Origin of the sequence: Pseudomonas thivervalensis (assembly GCF_001269655.1) — a bacterium.
Taxonomy (GTDB): Bacteria; Pseudomonadota; Gammaproteobacteria; order Pseudomonadales; family Pseudomonadaceae; genus Aquipseudomonas; species Aquipseudomonas thivervalensis.
Genome location: NZ_LHVE01000001.1, coordinates 313,544 through 331,778, shown reverse-complemented (window position 1 = coordinate 331,778; position 18,235 = coordinate 313,544). Strand labels below are relative to the sequence as shown.

Sequence of the window (18,235 nt, the reverse complement as noted above, 5' to 3'; positions counted from 1 at the left end):
AATCAACGACTCACAGCAATCGCCTGGTTATTCATGATACGCGGAGTGAGGAACACCAGCAGCTCGGATTTTTTCTCCGAAACCACATCACGCCGGAAAAGGCGGCCAAGATACGGCACATCGCCAAGAAATGGCACCTTATCTACGACCTTGCTCTGAGTATTTGAGAAAACCCCACCAATCACAATGGTCTCGCCATCATTGACCAGCACCTTGGCGTTGACCTCGTTTTTCTTGATCGGCGGCACATCTTGCACCTTGTTCAGGTAGTCCGGCTCATCCTTGGTGACCTTGACCTCCATGATGATGCGGTTGTCCGGAGTGATTTGCGGCGTCACCTCCAGCGACAGCGAGGCTTCCTTGAACGACACCGAGGTGGCACCGCTGGAGCTGGCTTCCTGATAAGGGATCTCCGTGCCCTTGAGGATCTTTGCCGTCTCCTTGTCGGACGTCACGACCTTGGGCTGGGAAACGATTTCGCCGTTGCCGGTTTTCTCCATGGCCGTCAGCTCGAGGTCCAGCAATACGTTGTCGGTGATGAACGCAATGCCGATCCCCGAGGTATTGCCCGAGGCGCCCAGGTCGACGAACGGCTGGTTGGTGCCGGTGCTGCCCGGCGTGCCGATGGTGGTGGAGGTGCCGGTGGTCACCCCTGAGGAATTCCAGTTGCCTTTGTTCTGGATCGACCCGCCCCAGCGCACACCCAGGCTTTTGTCATAGTCGACGTTGGCCTCGACAATCCGCGCCTCGATCATCACCTGGCGCACCGGAATATCCAGCTGTGCCACGATCCGCCGCAGTTCGTCGAGCCGGTCCTGGGTCTGGTAGGCAATGATGTTGTTGGTTCGCTCATCGACCGTGATCGTGCCGCGTTCGTCGGCTTTCGCCTCGGCACTGGTCACCGACTGGAACAACTTGGCGATGTCCGCCGCCTTCGCATAGTTGACCTGCAACAGCTCACGCCGCAGCGGCGCCAGGTCGGCAATCTGCTTCTGCGACTCCAGTTCCTGGCGCTCGCGCGCCGCGATTTCATCGGCCGGGGCCACCAGCAGCACGTTACCGACCTTGCGCTTGTCCAGCCCCTTGGTCTTGAGCACCAGGTCCAGCGCCTGGTCCCAAGGCACATTCTGCAATCGCAGGGTGATGCCGCCCTGCACCGTGTCGCTGGCCACCAGGTTCAGGTTGGTGAAGTCGGCAATCAGTTGCAGGACCGAACGCACCTCGATGTCCTGGAAGTTGAGCGAAAGCTTTTCGCCACTGTAGGCGGCGCGGTCGGCATTGCGTTTTTGCAGGTCGTCGACGGTCATGGGCCGGACGCTGACGGTGAGCTTGTTGTCGGTCTGGTAGGTCGAGTAGTCGAAAGTGCCGCTGGGCTCGATGCTGATCGTCGCCCGGTCGCTGCCGGCGCTGGCATTGACGAACTGCACCGGGGTGGCGAAGTCCTTGACGTCCAGGCGCACCCGCAGCGGCTCGGGCAATTGGGTCCTGGCGAAATTGAGGATGATCTTGCCTTCGCGCTCCTGGATGTCCGGGGCGATGGAAGGATCGGACAAATCGATCACCACATTGCCTTCGCCCTGGGTCCCGCGCTGGAAATCCACGCCACGGATTGCCTTGCCCACCGGCGCACTGCTCCTGGCAGGTGCCGCACTGGCAACCGCCGGGCGCGGAGCCTGCGCGGTGCTGTCGCGGGCAGTGCTCTTCGGGGCGGTGCCCTTGCCGACCACCACGAACAGGTTATTGCCTTCGATCCGGGTGTCATACGGCGCCAATTGGGTGAGGCCGATGATCAACCGGGTGCGATCCCCCGCCTCGACCACGGTGGCGCTGCGCGCGTTGCCCCCACCCAGGTCGCGACGCCTGCTGGCCAGTTGATTGGTCACACCCGGCAGGTCCAGCGCAATCCGCGCCGGTTGTTCGGTGGTATAGCCCCGCGGTGTCGGCGGCGGCCCGTCGAAAGAGAGCTTCAACTCGACACGGTCCCCCGGCAACGCCGCCACATCCAGCGTCTTCAGGCTGGCCCCAAGAACCACCGGCGACAACAACGCTATCCATAGCGAAATACCGAGGGCAGAAAAAAACCTGTTCATTGTTCGAGTTCCACTATGAATGCTCTTTCAAAGGAATGGTCCGTGGTCGCTCCAGCCAGGCACCCTCGCCATCGGGAACGATTTCGACCACATCGACCTGGGTGGCGCTGATGGCGACGATTCGTCCGTCGTTGCGCCCCAGATAGTCACCGACCTTGAGCCGGTGCACCCCGCCTGCGCCCCGCAGGAGCGCGAAGGAGCCAGCGGCGTTGGAGATCGTACCGACCATTTCAAACTGCTCGATGTTGAAGCCTTCCAGGTACTGCTTGACCCGGTTGGGGTCGGGCCGGACGTTGCGCGAGCCGCGCTGCCGGTCGGCCTGGTCCACACGGACCTGCCGGGAAAACGGGCTGCGCAGGTTGGCGGCGCTGTAGGTAAAGGTCTCCTGGGGCCTGAACGTCGGCGTCGGCTCGATCTTGCCGGGCGGGCGCAGGCGCACTTCGTTCATGTAGGCGTCCAGGTCGCTGAACCCACTGTCATTGTTGCAGCCCGCCAGCACCACCAGGCCTGCCAGCAGACAGAGGCGACACACCAACGACCTCATGGTTGTGCCTCCTGCTCGTTGTAGCGATAGGTCTTGGCCTGGATGCTCATGCGCAGTTTCGTGCCTGCCTCGGGCTCCATCGGGGCGATTTCGAAATCGTGCAGCGTGACGATCCGGGGCAGCCCGGCCACTCCACTGACGAACGTCGCCAGGTCGTGGTAGCCGCCGGTCACGGTGATCTGGATCGGCAGCTCGATATAGAACGGCTGGGTGACTTCCGGCAGCAGCTTGATTTCCTCGAACTCCAGGCCGCTGCCCAATCCGGTGCGAGTGATGTCTTCCAGCAGGCCCGGCACCTCGGTGTCGCTGGGCAGTTGCCGCAACAGCACACCAAAAGACGTTTCCATCTGCTTCATCTGCTCGGTGTAGCGTTCCAGGTTCGCGGCCATGTGGGCCTTGCCCGCGAATTGCGCCTTGAGGGTGTTTTCTTCCTCGCGCACCTGCTGCAACTGGTTTTCCAAGTCACTCAAGGCAAAGTTATAGCCCAGCCCCAGCACCAGGGCCACCAGCAGGATCCCGGCCAGCCATTTGATCGGCGCAGGCCAGGAGCCGATGTTGTTGGTGTCCAGGTCACTGATGTCGATCTTGCGCAGCGCGTCGAACCACTCCCCCGGTTTCATTGGGCGTCCTCCACTTCGACCGGACGGGTCTGGCGAACCGTCAGCTGGAAAACGTTGGCCTGGTCGAGCTGGCCGGCAGTGGTGGCCTTGACCTCCGTCAAGCTGGGCGCGTCGAACAGGTCCGACGAGTCCAGGTTGCGCATCAGGTCCGAGACCCGGTTGTTCGATTCCGCCGCTCCCTTGATGAAGAGCGTCCGGTCCTCCATTTTCACTTCGGTGAAATAAACGCCATCCGGCAGGGTCCGCACCAACTGGTCGAAGATGCGCCCGCTGACCGGTCGATTCCCTTGCAAGTCCTGGATGATGCGCATGCGCTCCAGCAATTGCTGGCGGCGGGCTTTCAATTCGCTGATCTGCTCGATGCGCTTGTCCAGCACGGCGATCTGCTCGGAGAGATGGCTGTTGCGAGCAACCTGATGGTCGATGGCGCTATCGATGTAGCGGACGCCGACCAACACCACGCCGACCGCACCGACCAGCGCCCCCACCAAGGCCAGCAGAAAGCGCTTGCGCCGCTCTTCGCGCAGCTCCTCGCGCCAGGGAAGCAGGTTGATCCGCGCCATCAGTCGAAACTCCTGAGGGCCAGCCCACAGGCGATCATCAGTGCTGGAGCGTCACTGGCCAGGGCACCGGCATTGACCTTGCTGCTCAGGGCCATGTTGGTAAATGGATTGGCCACCTGGGTCGGCGTGCCCAGGCGCTGCTCGATCAGGCGATCCAGGCCGGCGACCGAAGCTGTGCCCCCGGCCAGCAGAATGTGGTCTACCGCGCTGTACTGGCCCGAGGCGAAGAAAAACTGCAGGGACCGCGAAACCTGCTGCACCAGGGCCTCGCGAAAAGGTTGCAGCACTTCGCTGAGATAATCGTCCGGCAGGCCCCCTTGCTTCTTTGCCAGGCCGGCCTGCTCGGGTGTCAGGCCGTAGCGGCGCTGAATTTCCTCGGTCAACTGGCGGCCGCCGAACAATTGTTCGCGGGTATAGATGATGCGCCCGTTGTGCAGCACGCTGAGGGTGGTCATGGTGGCACCGATGTCGATGACCGCCACGGTCAGCCGCTCCTGGGACGCGGCCAGTTGCGTGGCGAGCAGGCCAAAAGCGCGCTCCAGCGCATAGGCCTCCACATCGACGACCCGGGCCGTCAGCCCGGCGAGGGCCAGCGCGGCCTCGCGGACTTCGACGTTTTCCTTGCGACAGGCCGCCAGCAGCACTTCGACGCGCTCGGCGCTGCGCGGCGAAACGCCCATCACTTCGAAATCGATAGCCACCTCATCCAGCGGATAGGGAATGTATTGATCGGCCTCGATCTTGAGCTGGTTCTCCATGTCATCGTCGGACAGGCCGGCGTCCATCTCGATGGTCTTGGTGATCACCGCCGAGCCCGCGACGGCCACCGCTACGCTGCGCAGGGGTGTCCTGGCCTTGGCCAGCAGCCGCGACAGTGCCTGGCCGACCCCTTCGAGTTCGGCGATGTTCTTCTCGATCACGGCGTTGGCCGGCAACGGTTCGACCGCATAGGACTCGACGCGGTATCGCTCGCCCTGGCGACTCAACTCGAGCAGCTTCACCGACGTCGAACTGATGTCGATTCCCAGAAGCGCATGGGCTTTTTTATTGAAGAGTCGTAGCACTACCAATTCCCTATGACTATCCGTGAGTTACGGACTCTCTAATATGCATTGCGTTCAATCACGGCCGTCCGACGGACGTCCGGATGGCGTTCCCGACGAAAAAAAATGCTTATAATGCCCAGCGTTTTTTTTCGCTTTGTTGCAAGCACGGGTCCATCCCTGCACCTGGCGCCTTTTTCATTCTTTGCCTGGATATCCAAAAGCCTTGATTCGTCTGCTGAAATTTTTCGGATGGTCCATCGTCGCCGTTTTCTGCGGACTGCTCTTGGGCCTGAGCGGCGCTTTTCTTTACCTTAGTCCGGGATTGCCGTCCGTGGAGGCGCTGAGAAGTATTCAGTTGCAGATTCCTTTGCGGGTGTACAGCAGCGATAACAAGTTGATCGCCGAATTTGGCGAAATGCGCCGCACGCCGATCCGTTTCGCCGACATTCCCCCCAATTTCATCAATGCGTTACTAAGTGCTGAAGACGATAATTTCGCCAACCACTATGGCGTCGATCCTGGCAGCCTGATGCGTGCCGCCAGCCAGTTGGTCAAGAGCGGGCACATCCAGTCCGGCGGCAGCACCATCACCATGCAGGTGGCCAAGAACTTCTTCCTGACCAGCGAACGCAGCTTTTCGCGCAAGACCACCGAGATCCTCCTGGCCCTGCAGATCGAGCGACAGTTGACCAAGGATGAAATCCTCGAGCTGTACGTGAACAAGATCTACCTGGGCAACCGCGCCTACGGCATCGAGGCGGCGGCACAGGTGTATTACGGCAAATCGATCCGCGATGTGAGCCTGGCGCAGATGGCGATGATCGCCGGCCTGCCCAAGGCACCGTCGCGCTTCAACCCACTGGCCAACCCGACGCGCAGCAAGGAACGGCGCGACTGGATCCTGGGGCGCATGTACAAGCTCGGCAAGATCAGCGAGGCCGACTACACCGCCGCGATCAACGAGCCGCTGAACGCCAGCTATCACGTGCCGACCCCGGAAGTGAACGCCCCGTACATCGCCGAGATGGCCCGTGCCGAAATGGTCGGGCGCTATGGCAGCGACGCCTACACCGAAGGTTTCCGCGTGACCACCACGGTGCCGAGCAACTTGCAGGAAATGGCCAACACCGCGCTGCACGAGGGCCTGATGACCTACGACCAGCGCCACGGCTACCGTGGCCCTGAATCGCGCCTGCCGGGCAAGACCAAGGAAGCCTGGGCCCAGGAGTTGACCAAGCAGCGCACCATCAGCAGCCTGGAGCCGGCGATCGTCACCTCGGTGGACAAGGACGGCATCAAGGTGCTGACCCGCAACGGCGAGCAGGAAGAACACGTGGCCTGGGACACCATGAAATGGGCCCGCCCGTTCCTCAACACCAACAGCATGGGCGCCAACCCACGGCAGCCGTCGGACGTCGCCCAGGTCGGCGACCTGGTCCGCGTCCAGCGCCAGGCGGACAACACGCTCAAGTTCAGCCAGATCCCGGCCGCCCAGGGCGCGCTGGTGTCCCTCGACCCACAGAACGGTGCGATTCGCTCGCTGGTGGGTGGTTTCGCCTTCGAGCAAAGCAACTACAACCGGGCATTGCAGGCCAAGCGCCAGCCGGGCTCGAGCTTCAAGCCCTTTGTCTACAGCGCCGCCCTGGATAACGGCTACACCGCCGCCAGCCTGGTGAACGATGCGCCGATCGTGTTCGTCGATGAGTACCTGGACAAGGTCTGGCGACCGAAGAACGACACCAATACCTTCCTCGGCCCGATTCGCCTGCGCGAGGCGCTGTACAAATCCCGCAACCTGGTCTCGATCCGCTTGCTCCAAGCGCTGGGCGTGGACCGCACCATCGACTACATCAGCAAGTTCGGTTTCAACAAGCAGGACCTGCCGCGCAACCTCTCGCTGGCCCTGGGCACTGCGACCTTGACGCCGATGGAAATCGCCACCGGTTGGAGTACGTTCGCCAACGGCGGCTACAAAATCACCCCGTACATCATCGACAAGATCGAAAGCCGCAACGGCGAGACCTTGTTCGTTGCCAACCCGCCACGGGTGCCCACGGGCGAGCAGGCCAGCGATGGCCTCGCCGCACCGTCCACCCAGACGTTCACGGTCAATGCGACGCCAGGCGAGGCCGCCACGGCCCCGGGCCTGCCGCAAGCGCCCGCCGTCGCGGAACGTATTGTCGACGGCCGCACCACCTACATTCTCAATAGCATGCTGCAAGACGTGATCAAGCTCGGCACCGGCCGTCGCGCCCTGGCCCTGGGCCGCACCGACCTGGCGGGCAAGACCGGTACCACCAACGAATCCAAGGACGCCTGGTTCTCCGGCTACAACGCCGACTACGTGACGACCGTCTGGACCGGTTTCGACCAGCCCGAAAGCCTGGGTCGCCGTGAATTCGGCGGCACCGTGGCGCTGCCGATCTGGATGAGCTACATGGGCGCCGCCCTCAAGGACAAACCGCCGCACACCCAGCCGGAGCCGGAAGGCATCCTCAGCCTGCGGGTTGACCCGGTCAGCGGCCGCGCGGCCACGCCGGGCACCCCAGGGGCGTATTTCGAACTGTTCAAGAGCGAGGACACGCCACCGTCGGTCAACGAACTGGGCAACGGCGTCGCACCGGGCAGCCCCCTGCCAGCGGACGAAGCGGCGCCGATCGATCTGTTCTGACCGGTCCACTCCAAAAAGCCCCGCCTTCGGAAGAAGTGCGGGGCTTTTTTCAATCGAACATTGTGTAGATAACCCGTGGCGAGGGAGCTTGCTCCCGCTCGGTTGCGCAGCGACCGCCTCTTTTGGGGCTGCTGCGCAGCCCAGCGGGAGCAAGCTCCCTCGCCACGGCTCTGTGGTTTTCTTGAAGGGCTGTTCCAATCCCAATAAAAAGCCCCGACTCACAGGAGCCGGGGCTTTTTATTGAAGCGCTACAGCGGCTTAGCCGTTGAACACGTCATCCACGCTCTTGAGCGGGTAGTTTTTCGGGTACGGCAGGGTGGCCACGCCCGTCTCGATGGCGGCCTTGGCCACGGCGTCGGAGATCAGGGTGATCAGACGGGCGTCCATTGGTTTCGGAATGATGTACTCACGACCGAATTCCAGCTTGATGCCACCGTAGGCGTCGCACACTTCCTGAGGCACCGGCAGCTTGGCCAGTTCGCGCAGGGCGTTGGCGGCCGCGACTTTCATCTCTTCGTTGATGCGCTTGGCGCGAACGTCCAGGGCACCACGGAAGATGAACGGGAAGCCCAGTACGTTGTTGACCTGGTTCGGGTAGTCCGAACGGCCGGTGGCCATGATCACGTCGTTGCGGGTTGCGTGAGCCAGCTCCGGGGAGATTTCCGGGTCCGGGTTCGAGCAGGCGAATACGATCGGGTTCGGCGCCATGCGCAGCAGGTTTTCCGGGCTCAGCAGGTTCGGGCCCGACAGGCCGACGAACACGTCGGCACCGTCCAGCGCGTCCGCCAGGGAGCGCTTGTCGGTCGCGTGGGCGAAGACGGCCTTGTACTGGTTCAGGTCGTCACGGCCGGAGTGGATCACGCCGGTACGGTCGACCATGAAGATGTTTTCGATTTTGGCGCCCATGCTCACCAGCAATTTCATGCAGGAAATGGCCGCAGCGCCGGCACCCAGGCAGACGATCTTGGCTTCCGGCAGGGTCTTGCCGGCGATTTCCAGGGCGTTGATCATGCCGGCCGCGGTAACGATGGCGGTGCCGTGCTGGTCATCGTGGAAGACCGGAATGTCACACTGTTCGATCAGGGCGCGCTCGATCTCGAAGCACTCGGGTGCCTTGATGTCTTCCAGGTTGATGCCACCGAAAGTGATGGAGATGCGCTTGACGGTGTCGATGAAGGCTTGCGGGCTTTCGGAATCGACTTCGATGTCGAATACGTCGATGCCGGCGAAGCGCTTGAACAGCACGCCCTTGCCTTCCATGACCGGCTTGGAAGCCAACGGGCCGAGGTTACCCAGGCCGAGGATCGCGGTGCCATCGGAAATGACTGCAACCAGGTTGCCTTTACCGGTGTATTTGTAGGCCAGTTCAGGGTCGCGAGCGATTTCGCGGACTGGTTCGGCTACGCCGGGGCTGTAGGCCAGCGACAAGTCGCGAGCAGTAGCGGTGGCCTTGGTGAGCTCGACACTCAGCTTTCCTGGACGAGGATGAGCGTGATATTCGAGAGCGGCAGTTTTCAGATCAGACATGTGGGCATTCCGCTTTTTACTGTGTTGGACAGACGGACCGCCGAGGATACGCGCCTCGCAAAGTCCCCACAAGACTGACCAGTCACTGCTGTCAAGCGCCCTGCCCTACGACTTTGGGCCAAGAGCCGCGAAACACAAGGGCTACATGCATACAATCCATCGACGAAATGTCTACAATTTTTTCCTACAGGACCGCTTCCAGCATGGCCGGATCGGTCAGCGGCAACATCCATCGAGCCTGCCCGGCCTTGCTGTCGCCACGCCGGGCGCGGTCGACGACCCAGCCACGAGCCTCGATCTTCCGTCCTTTGAGCCGATCCAGGGCCGAGGCGTCGAAGCGTCTCTGTAGATTGGGCGCAATGTGCAAGACAACCGGCCCCTGCAATTCAATCCAGATGCCACCGCGATTACGTCGTACGCTTTCTACCCGCCCACTGGCCAGCACGAAACCGGGGGCATTGATCTGCTCGACTCGCACGACCGGGGATTTTTTCCAGAGACCGACTCTAGCTTGCCGCGCGTGACGCTCGGCCATTTGCTGACAACTGACCAGCTCGACATTCGGCGCGACCGCCACCAGAAAACCCAACCCTTCGGCAATCAGGCGCTCTTCGAGGTTTTCGCCCTGGGCGTTGTAGACATGGGCCAGCGTGCGACCGTAATCATCGCGGTCGTCCTTGCCAGGCAATACGCCCACCCGGCCACCGCTGGCGGCCACCAGGGCTTCGAGTCGCTGGCGCGCCGCCACGGCGAACGGTTCGTCGGCGCGGCCGCGCTTGCCCAACTCAGGGCTGTTGAGGCCGATCATCCGAATGCGCCGGCCACCTTCCAGATACAAGGTGTCGCCATCCACCACGCGCTGCACCGCCACCTGGGGCAGGTTGCCCGGCGATGGACACGACGCCTGGGCACCACAGAGCCAAATCGCAGACACAAAAAAGGCGCCCGCAAGGGACGCCTTCTTTATCAATCTGGAGCAGTCGAGACGACCATCCAAAATGATCAGCCTCAGGCTTTTGGAGTAACTTTGCCGAAAGCACCGAAACGATCGGCGAACTTCTGAACGCGGCCGCCGGTATCCAGAGTCTTTTGCTTACCGGTGTAGAACGGGTGGCATTCGTTGCAAACGTCGATCGCCAGGGCTTTGCCGTAGGTCGAACGCGTTTCGAACTTGTTGCCGCAGCTGCAGGTTACGGCAATTTCTGGGTATTCCGGATGGATATCGGTTTTCATGCTGTTTTCCTCAGGCTAGCGTGCCGCCACCCAACACTATTGTTGAATACCGCACGTAATTAGGCCGCGGATTCTACCAGACATCGTCATTCGCGCAAGCTATGCCTTGTACCAACCGTCTGCTAGGCTCCCGGCCTCAAGCACAATCCCTGTGGGAGCGAGCTTGCTCGCGATGGCGGTGGATCTGTCACATGCATGTTGACTGACAGGCCGCCATCGCGAGCAAGCTCGCTCCCACATTGAGCCTTGCGTATTTGTCCGCCTACCGAGATCCCCCGCGTGCCCGACGCCATCCTGCGCCTCGCCCTACCTTCGCCACTGCGCCGTCTGTTCGACTACCGCGCCCCGGCCGGGGTCCTGCGTGCGCAATTGCAGCCGGGCATGCGCCTGCGGGTGCCGTTCGGCCGCCGGGAAATGATCGGCATCCTGGTGGAGGTGACCGACCACAGCGAGGTCCCGGCCGACAAGCTCAAACCGGCCCTGGCCCTGCTCGATGCCACGCCGCCGCTGCCCGCCTCGCTGTTCAAGCTGTGCCTGTGGACGTCCCAGTATTACCAGCACAGCCTCGGCGACACCCTGAGCTGGGCACTGCCGGTGCTGCTGCGCCAGGGCGAGTTGGCCGAGGCGCGCCAGGAGCGGTTCTGGTCGGTGGCGCCAGGGGCCTCGCTGGATGACCCGCGCATCGCCCGCGCCCCGCGCCAGCGCGAAGCCTTGGCAACCCTGGCCCAACACCCCCATGGCGTGGCCCATCAACTGCTGAGCAAACTGATGCTCAGCAAGGACAGCCTCGATCTGTTGCTGGCCAAGGACCTGGTCCAAGTGGAGATCCGTCGACACGCTCCCGGCGCCCGCCATGAACATTGGCTGGCCCAGCCGGAACTGCCGCTCAACGCCGAACAGCGGGCCGCTTGCGAGGCGATTCGCGCAGGTTTCGACAGCTATCACGCCTTTCTGTTGGCGGGGGTCACCGGCAGCGGCAAGACCGAAGTCTACCTGCAACTGATCCGCCAGACCCTGGAGGCCGGCAAGCAGGCCCTGGTGCTGATTCCGGAAATCAACCTCGGCCCCCAGACCCTGGCGCGCTTCGAGCAACGCTTCAATGCGCGGATTGCGCTGGTGCACTCGGCGGTCAACGACCGCGAACGCCTGGAAGCCTGGCTCGCCGCCCGCGACGGCGAGGCCGACATTATTATCGGCACGCGCTCGGCCCTGTTCACGCCGATGAAGAACCCCGGCCTGATCATCATCGACGAAGAGCACGACGGCTCCTATAAACAGCAGGAAGGCCTGCGCTATCACGCCCGCGACTTGGCATTGGTGCGCGCCCGCCAGGAAAACATCCCGATCGTGCTCGGCTCGGCCACGCCCTCGCTGGAAAGCCTGCACAACGCCTACACCGGCCGCTACGGCCTGCTGCGCCTCAACGAACGGGCCGGTGGCGCCAAGCAACCGCGCTTTCTGCGCCTGGACGTGAAAAGCCGCCCACTGGACAGCGGTATTTCCGGGCCGATGCAACAAGCCATCGGCCAGACCCTGGCCGCCGGGCAACAGGTCCTGGTGTTCCTCAATCGCCGCGGTTTTGCCCCGACCCTGCTGTGCCACGACTGTGGCTGGATGTCTGGCTGCGAACGCTGCGACGCGCGGATGACCGTGCATCAACGCCATGGCGAACTGCGCTGCCACCACTGCGGCCACGTCGAAGGCGTGCCAAGGCATTGCCCGCAGTGCGGCAAAGTGGACTTGCGCCCGGTCGGCGCCGGTACCGAACGCGCCGAAGAACGGTTGGGCATCCTGTTTCCGGACTACCCGGTGTTGCGGGTGGATCGCGACAGCACCTCGCGCAAGGACGCGATGAACCAACTGTTCGCGACGATCCAGAAGGGTCAGCCGTGCATATTGGTCGGCACGCAGATGCTCGCCAAGGGGCACCACTTTCCGCGAGTCACACTGGTTTCCATTCTCGACGCCGACGGCGGGCTATTTTCCGGCGACTTCCGCGCCAGCGAACGCATGGCGCAGTTGATCGTCCAGGTCGCAGGCCGGGCCGGACGGGCCGAGGAGCCGGGCAAGGTGATTATCCAGACGCACCTGGCCGACCACCCGCTATTGATTCAACTCACCGAGCAGGGTTATTTCGCCTTCGCCGAGCAGGCCCTGAGCGAACGCCGCAGCGCCGGCCTGCCGCCCTTTGCTCACCTGGCGTTATTACGGGCCGAAGCCCACAAGCCGGGACAGGCTGAAGGTTTCCTGGACGAAGCGTGCAGCGAGGCCGAGCGCCTGCTGGCAGAACAGAACCTCAGCGGCATCGAACTATTGGGCCCGGTGCCAGCTCCGATGGAGCGGCGGGCCGGGCGTTATCGCGCACAGCTTTTATTGCAGGCCAATGCCCGGGCGCCGTTGCATCGATTGTTGAGCGCCTGGCTGCTGGTGCTGGAACAGATGCCCAGCGGGCGGGCGGTGCGCTGGTCGCTGGATGTGGATCCGGTGGATTTGTACTGACCCAGGCGCCGCCATCGCGAGCAGGCTCGCTCCCACAGGGGATCGCATTCCAATGTGGGAGCGAGCCTGCTCGCGATGAGGCCCGAATAGTCACCACACATCCCCAACCGACCCGCTACAGTTGGCAAGCTCGCCCGCGCCACGGATAATGCCCAGTTTTTCCACCAGCGCATCGAAGCGCCGCCGCGCCTGCGGTTGAAAGAGAAGACCATGAAAGACACCATTCGCCAGCTCATCCAGCAAGCCATCGCCCAACTCGTCACTGAAGGTGTGCTGCCAGAAGGCCTGTCGCCGGCGATTCAGGTCGAGAACACCCGCGACAAGACCCACGGCGACTTCGCCAGCAACATCGCGATGATGCTCGCCAAGCCGGCCGGCATGAAACCTCGCGACCTGGCGGAAAAAATCATCGCCGCGCTGCCGGCCGACGAGAACGTCAGCAAAGCTGACATCGCCGGCCCCGGGTTCATCAATTTCTTCCAGAACACCCAGGCCCTGGCTTCGCGCCTGGACGCGGCCCTGGCCGACGAACGCATCGGCGTGCGCAAGGCCGGCCCGTTGCAGCGCACCGTGGTCGACCTCTCGGCCCCCAACCTCGCCAAGGAGATGCACGTCGGCCACCTGCGCTCGACCATCATTGGCGACGGCGTGGCACGCGTATTGGAGTTCCTTGGCGATACCGTGATCCGCCAGAACCACGTCGGCGACTGGGGCACCCAGTTCGGCATGCTGATGGCCTATCTCCAGGAAAATCCGATCACCAGCGACGAGCTGTCGGACCTGGAAAACTTCTACCGCGCCGCCAAGCAACGCTTCGACGAGTCGCCGGAGTTCGCCGACCGCGCCCGCGGCCTGGTGGTCAAGCTGCAGGCCGGCGATGCCGAGTGCCTGGCGTTGTGGACCAAGTTCAAGGACATCTCCCTGTCCCACTGCCAGAAAATCTACGAGCTGCTGAACGTCAAATTGACCATGGCCGACGTGATGGGCGAAAGCGCCTACAACGACGACCTCGTCAATGTGGTCAACGATCTCCGGGCCAAGGGCATGCTGGTGGAAAGCAACGGTGCCCAGTGCGTGTTCCTCGACCAGTTCAAGACCGCCGATGGCGAACCGCTGCCGGTGATCATCGTCAAGGCCGACGGCGGCTACCTCTACGCCACCACCGACCTGGCGGCCGTGCGCTACCGTAACGGCGTACTCAAGGCCGATCGGGTGCTTTATTTCGTCGACCAGCGCCAGGCCCTGCACTTCCAGCAAGTGTTCGAAGTGGCGCGCCTGGCTGGCTTCGTGACCCACCCGATGGAAATGGAGCACATGGGCTTCGGCACCATGAACGGCGCCGACGGCCGTCCGTTCAAGACCCGCGACGGCGGCACGGTGAAGCTGATCGACCTGCTGACCGAGGCCCAGGACCGCGCCTACACCCTGGTCAAGGGCAAGAACCCGGACCTGGCCGAGGACGAACTGCGCAAGATCGCCAAGGTCGTGGGCATCGACGCAGTGAAATACGCCGACCTGTCCAAGCACCGCACCAGCGACTACAGCTTCAACTTCGACCTGATGCTCAATTTCGAAGGCAACACCGCGCCGTACCTGCTGTACGCCTACACCCGCGTGGCGGGGGTGTTCCGCAAGCTTGGCAAAGGCTTCGATGAAGTGGACGGCCAGATTGTGCTTGAGGCCCCCCAGGAACAAGAGCTGGCGGCGAAACTGGCGCAGTTCGGCGAGGTGCTGAACAACGTTGCCGACAAGGGCACGCCACACACCCTGTGCGCCTACCTGTACGATGTCGCCGGCCTGTTCTCCAGCTTCTACGAGAATTGCCCGATCCTCAATGCGCAAACCCCGGAGCAAATGCAGAGCCGCCTGCGCCTCGCCGCACTGACCGGGCGCACGCTCAAGCAAGGCCTGGAACTGCTGGGCCTGGAAACCCTGGAGCGCATGTAAGTTGGCCGCTAAGAAAAAACCCGCACCCAAGCGCGGCGCCAGTCGTTACCAGCCTCCAGCCAAACAGCCGATTCCGGGCTGGTTGTGGATGGCCATCGGCCTGACCGTCGGCGCGTTCATTGTGTTCTTGATGAAGCTGGAGCCGGGCCAGGGCGATGACGTCAAGCGTGTGCGGCAAGAGCAGCAGAAAGCCACGCGCATCGCCGAGGCCAACAAGACCCCGCCGAGCCCGACACAACCGGTGAAGCCGAAGTACGACTTCTACACCCTGCTGCCGGAATCGGAAGTCATCGTGCCGCCCGATGCCGTGCCGGAGAAAACCCTGCCGACGCCGCAAGTGCCGCAGGTACCCACCACACCGGTGACCCCGGCCGAAGCGGCGAAGATCGACACCGCCCGTGCCCAGGCGGCCCTGGCCGGCATCACGCCGCCACCGGCCCCGCCCGTGCAGAAAGCCGCGCCAGTGACGAAGTTCTTCCTGCAGGCCGGCTCGTTCCGCAAGGAAGCCGACGCCGACAAGGTCCGGGCGCAGATCATTCTGTTGGGCCAATCGGTGTCTGTGGAGTCCGGTACGGTGAAGGACGAAACCTGGTACCGGGTACTGGTCGGCCCGTTCAGCAACCGCGAAGAATTGACCAAGGCCCAGAAACAATTGGCCGGCAGTGGATTCAGCAACCTGTTGTTACAACAACGCCAGAGCCGCTGATCTCCGCATCCCTGCGGTACTGACTGGTGGCGAGGGAGCTTGCTCCCGCTGGGCCTGTAGGAGCTGCCGAGCGGAGCGAGGCTGCGATCTTTTGATCTTGATCTTTCGCTTGAGACTCAATTGTCTGGGGAAAGATCGCAGCCTCGCTCCGCTCGACAGCTCCTACGCGCCTCGCACCACTCGTCCCCCACAGTTGAAAAACCCCACGCCACCCCCATATGAGTTCCATCCGGGCATTTTCGCCCCGCTGCGTGGAGACTCTCCCTTGACCACCATCGTTTCAGTCCGCCGTCATGGCAAAGTCGTCATGGGCGGCGACGGCCAGGTTTCACTGGGCAACACCGTGATGAAAGGCAACGCGAAAAAAGTCCGCCGCCTGTATCACGGCGAGGTCATCGCCGGTTTCGCCGGTGCCACCGCCGACGCCTTCACGTTGTTCGAGCGTTTCGAAGGCCAGCTTGAAAAACACCAGGGTCATCTTGTCCGCGCCGCCGTGGAACTGGCCAAGGAATGGCGCACCGACCGTTCCCTGAGCCGCCTCGAAGCCATGCTCGCGGTCGCCAACAAGGACGCCTCTTTGATCATCACCGGCAACGGCGACGTCGTCGAGCCCGAGGACGGCCTGATCGCCATGGGTTCCGGCGGCGCCTACGCCCAGGCCGCGGCCAGCGCCCTGCTGAAAAAAACCGACCTGTCGGCCCGTGAAATCGTCGAGACTGCCTTGGGCATCGCTGGCGACATCTGCGTCTTCACCAACCACACCCAGACCATTGAGGAGCAGGACCTCGCCGAATAAGCCTGCCACTTGCGCACCGGCTCATTCTTGCTTGAGGACCGCCAATTATTATGTCCATGACTCCCCGCGAAATCGTCCACGAACTCAACCGCCATATCATCGGCCAGGACGATGCCAAGCGCGCCGTCGCCATCGCCCTGCGTAACCGCTGGCGCCGGATGCAGCTGCCCGAAGAGCTGCGCGTCGAAGTGACCCCCAAGAACATCCTGATGATCGGCCCGACCGGTGTCGGCAAGACCGAAATCGCCCGACGCCTGGCCAAGCTCGCCAACGCACCGTTCATCAAGGTCGAAGCCACCAAGTTCACCGAAGTCGGTTATGTCGGCCGCGACGTCGAGTCGATCATCCGCGACCTGGCTGACGCTGCGATCAAGTTGCTGCGCGAACAGGAGATCACCAAGGTCCGCCACCGCGCCGAAGATGCCGCCGAAGAGCGCATCCTCGACGCGCTGTTGCCGCCAGCGCGCATGGGCTTCAATGCCGACGCCGCCGCGACCCAGGATTCCAACACCCGCCAGTTGTTCCGCAAGCGCCTGCGCGAAGGCCAGCTGGACGACAAGGAAATCGAGATCGAAGTGGCCGAAATGGCCGGCGTCGACATTTCCGCGCCGCCGGGCATGGAAGAAATGACCAATCAGTTGCAGAGCCTGTTCGCCAACATGGGCAAGGGCAAGAAGAAGAGCCGCAAGCTCAAGGTCAAGGAAGCGCTGAAGCTGGTGCGCGATGAAGAAGCCGGTCGCCTGGTCAACGAAGAAGAGTTGAAGGCCAAGGCGCTGGAAGCGGTCGAGCAGCATGGCATCGTGTTCATCGACGAGATCGACAAAGTTGCCAAGCGCGGCAATGTCGGCGGCGCCGATGTGTCCCGCGAAGGCGTACAACGCGACCTGCTGCCGCTGATCGAAGGCTGCACGGTCAACACCAAGCTGGGCATGGTCAAGACCGACCACATCCTGTTCATCGCCTCCGGTGCGTTCCACCTGAGCAAGCCGAGCGACCTGGTGCCGGAGCTGCAGGGTCGCCTGCCGATCCGTGTCGAACTCAAGGCGCTGACGCCGGAAGACTTCGAGCGCATCCTCAGCGAGCCACATGCGTCCCTGACCGAACAGTATTGCGCGCTGCTCAAGACCGAGGGCCTGAGCATCGAGTTCACGCCGGAGGGCATCAAGCGCCTGGCCCAGATCGCCTGGCAGGTCAACGAGAAGACCGAAAACATCGGTGCCCGTCGCCTGCACACGCTGCTCGAACGCTTGCTCGAGGAAGTGTCGTTCAGCGCTGGCGACCTGGCCAGCGCCCACAACGAAGCGCCGATCCTCATCGACGCCGAGTACGTCAACAGCCACCTGGGTGAGCTGGCGCAGAACGAAGACCTGTCGCGGTATATCCTGTAAGCCATCCCCAGTGTGAGCGAGCTCCTGTGGCGAGGGAGCTTGCTCCCGCTGGGCTCTGTAGGAGCTGTCGAGTGCAACGAGGCTGCGATCCTTCCACTACCAGTTGAGTCTGGAGTGAAGATCAAGATCAAAAGATCGCAGGCTTCGCCAGCTCCTACACCGTCCAGCGGGAGCAAGCTCCCTCGCCACATAATGTTCACACATGGCTTCAAGAGACTGACGACCCATGACCAAACTCCCCACCGCCATCAACCTGCACAAAGCCTCCAAGACCCTGACGCTCAAATACGGGCTGGACGAGGAGTACCACCTGCCCGCCGAATTCCTGCGGGTGCACTCGCCTTCCGCCGAGGTCCAGGGCCACGGCAAACCCATCCTGCAATACGGCAAGCTCAACGTTGCCCTGACCAAGGTCGAACCGGCCGGCCAGTACGCACTGAAACTGACCTTCGACGACGGCCACGACAGCGGATTGTTCACCTGGGACTATCTCTACCAGTTGGCGGTGCGCCAGCAAGACCTGTGGAACGATTATCTTGACGAACTCAAGGCCGCCGGAAAAACCCGCGATCCTAACGAGTCCGTCGTCAAGCTGATGCTCTAAC

Annotated in this window: 15 protein-coding genes; 7 read left to right on the top strand and 8 right to left on the bottom strand. The window is 62.7% G+C overall.

The features are described from left to right. Positions 1–2: 2 nt before the first annotated feature. From AD659_RS01405 to AD659_RS01385, 5 genes are read right to left on the bottom strand one after another with little or no spacing between them, the layout of a single operon-like run. On the bottom strand, positions 3–2,090 hold the full coding sequence (locus tag AD659_RS01405; protein ID WP_053117663.1) for a type IV pilus secretin PilQ: 2,088 nt from the start codon (positions 2,088–2,090) through the stop codon (positions 3–5). A 13-nt stretch (positions 2,091–2,103) separates the two neighbouring features. Then, a complete protein-coding gene (locus tag AD659_RS01400; protein WP_053117661.1) occupies positions 2,104–2,634 on the bottom strand; it encodes a pilus assembly protein PilP in 531 nt (176 codons plus the stop codon). Continuing rightward, positions 2,631–3,254, bottom strand: coding sequence for a type 4a pilus biogenesis protein PilO (pilO, locus tag AD659_RS01395; protein ID WP_053117658.1), 624 nt, complete (start codon positions 3,252–3,254; stop codon positions 2,631–2,633). The genes AD659_RS01400 and pilO overlap by 4 nt, the downstream gene beginning before the upstream one ends. Then, entirely contained in the window at positions 3,251–3,817 is a 567-nt protein-coding gene (locus AD659_RS01390) for a PilN domain-containing protein (protein ID WP_053117655.1), read from the bottom strand. The genes pilO and AD659_RS01390 overlap by 4 nt, the downstream gene beginning before the upstream one ends. After that, positions 3,817–4,881 (bottom strand): pilus assembly protein PilM, encoded by a 1,065-nt coding sequence (locus AD659_RS01385; RefSeq protein ID WP_053117653.1) that lies wholly within the window; start codon positions 4,879–4,881, stop codon positions 3,817–3,819. The genes AD659_RS01390 and AD659_RS01385 overlap by 1 nt, the downstream gene beginning before the upstream one ends. A 208-nt stretch (positions 4,882–5,089) precedes the next feature. Between AD659_RS01385 and AD659_RS01380 the strand changes: the two genes are divergently transcribed. Further along, positions 5,090–7,534, top strand: a complete 2,445-nt coding sequence (locus tag AD659_RS01380; RefSeq protein ID WP_408003320.1) for a penicillin-binding protein 1A — start codon at positions 5,090–5,092, stop codon at positions 7,532–7,534. A 258-nt stretch (positions 7,535–7,792) separates the two neighbouring features. Here AD659_RS01380 and AD659_RS01375 read toward each other — a convergent pair whose 3' ends face one another. The 3 genes from AD659_RS01375 to rpmE form a co-directional block, all read right to left on the bottom strand. Next, positions 7,793–9,061, bottom strand: coding sequence for a malic enzyme-like NAD(P)-binding protein (locus AD659_RS01375; protein ID WP_053117649.1), 1,269 nt, complete (start codon positions 9,059–9,061; stop codon positions 7,793–7,795). A gap of 184 nt (positions 9,062–9,245) precedes the next feature. Then, a complete protein-coding gene (locus AD659_RS01370; RefSeq protein WP_053117647.1) occupies positions 9,246–10,058 on the bottom strand; it encodes a thermonuclease family protein in 813 nt (270 codons plus the stop codon). A gap of 11 nt (positions 10,059–10,069) precedes the next feature. Beyond that, positions 10,070–10,294, bottom strand: coding sequence for a 50S ribosomal protein L31 (rpmE, locus tag AD659_RS01365; protein WP_053117645.1), 225 nt, complete (start codon positions 10,292–10,294; stop codon positions 10,070–10,072). A gap of 279 nt (positions 10,295–10,573) precedes the next feature. Between rpmE and AD659_RS01360 the strand changes: the two genes are divergently transcribed. The 6 genes from AD659_RS01360 (at position 10,574) to AD659_RS01335 (ending at position 18,234) form a co-directional block, all read left to right on the top strand. After that, positions 10,574–12,793 (top strand): primosomal protein N', encoded by a 2,220-nt coding sequence (locus AD659_RS01360; protein ID WP_053117643.1) that lies wholly within the window; start codon positions 10,574–10,576, stop codon positions 12,791–12,793. Positions 12,794–13,003: 210 nt separating this feature from the next. After that, the gene (gene argS / locus AD659_RS01355) at positions 13,004–14,740 is read left to right on the top strand and encodes an arginine--tRNA ligase (RefSeq protein ID WP_053117641.1); all 1,737 of its coding nucleotides are present in this window, start codon (positions 13,004–13,006) and stop codon (positions 14,738–14,740) included. A 1-nt stretch (position 14,741) separates the two neighbouring features. Beyond that, positions 14,742–15,446: an SPOR domain-containing protein gene (locus AD659_RS01350; RefSeq protein WP_053117638.1), complete on the top strand. Its 705-nt coding sequence runs from the start codon at positions 14,742–14,744 to the stop codon at positions 15,444–15,446. Positions 15,447–15,711: 265 nt separating this feature from the next. After that, complete coding sequence (gene hslV, locus AD659_RS01345) at positions 15,712–16,242, top strand: ATP-dependent protease subunit HslV (RefSeq protein WP_003196958.1); 531 nt, start codon at positions 15,712–15,714, stop codon at positions 16,240–16,242. A gap of 50 nt (positions 16,243–16,292) precedes the next feature. Continuing rightward, complete coding sequence (gene hslU / locus AD659_RS01340) at positions 16,293–17,630, top strand: ATP-dependent protease ATPase subunit HslU (protein ID WP_053117636.1); 1,338 nt, start codon at positions 16,293–16,295, stop codon at positions 17,628–17,630. 226 nt (positions 17,631–17,856) lie between these two features. After that, positions 17,857–18,234, top strand: a complete 378-nt coding sequence (locus AD659_RS01335) for a gamma-butyrobetaine hydroxylase family protein (protein ID WP_053117634.1) — start codon at positions 17,857–17,859, stop codon at positions 18,232–18,234. The last annotated feature ends 1 nt before the right edge of the window (position 18,235 follow it).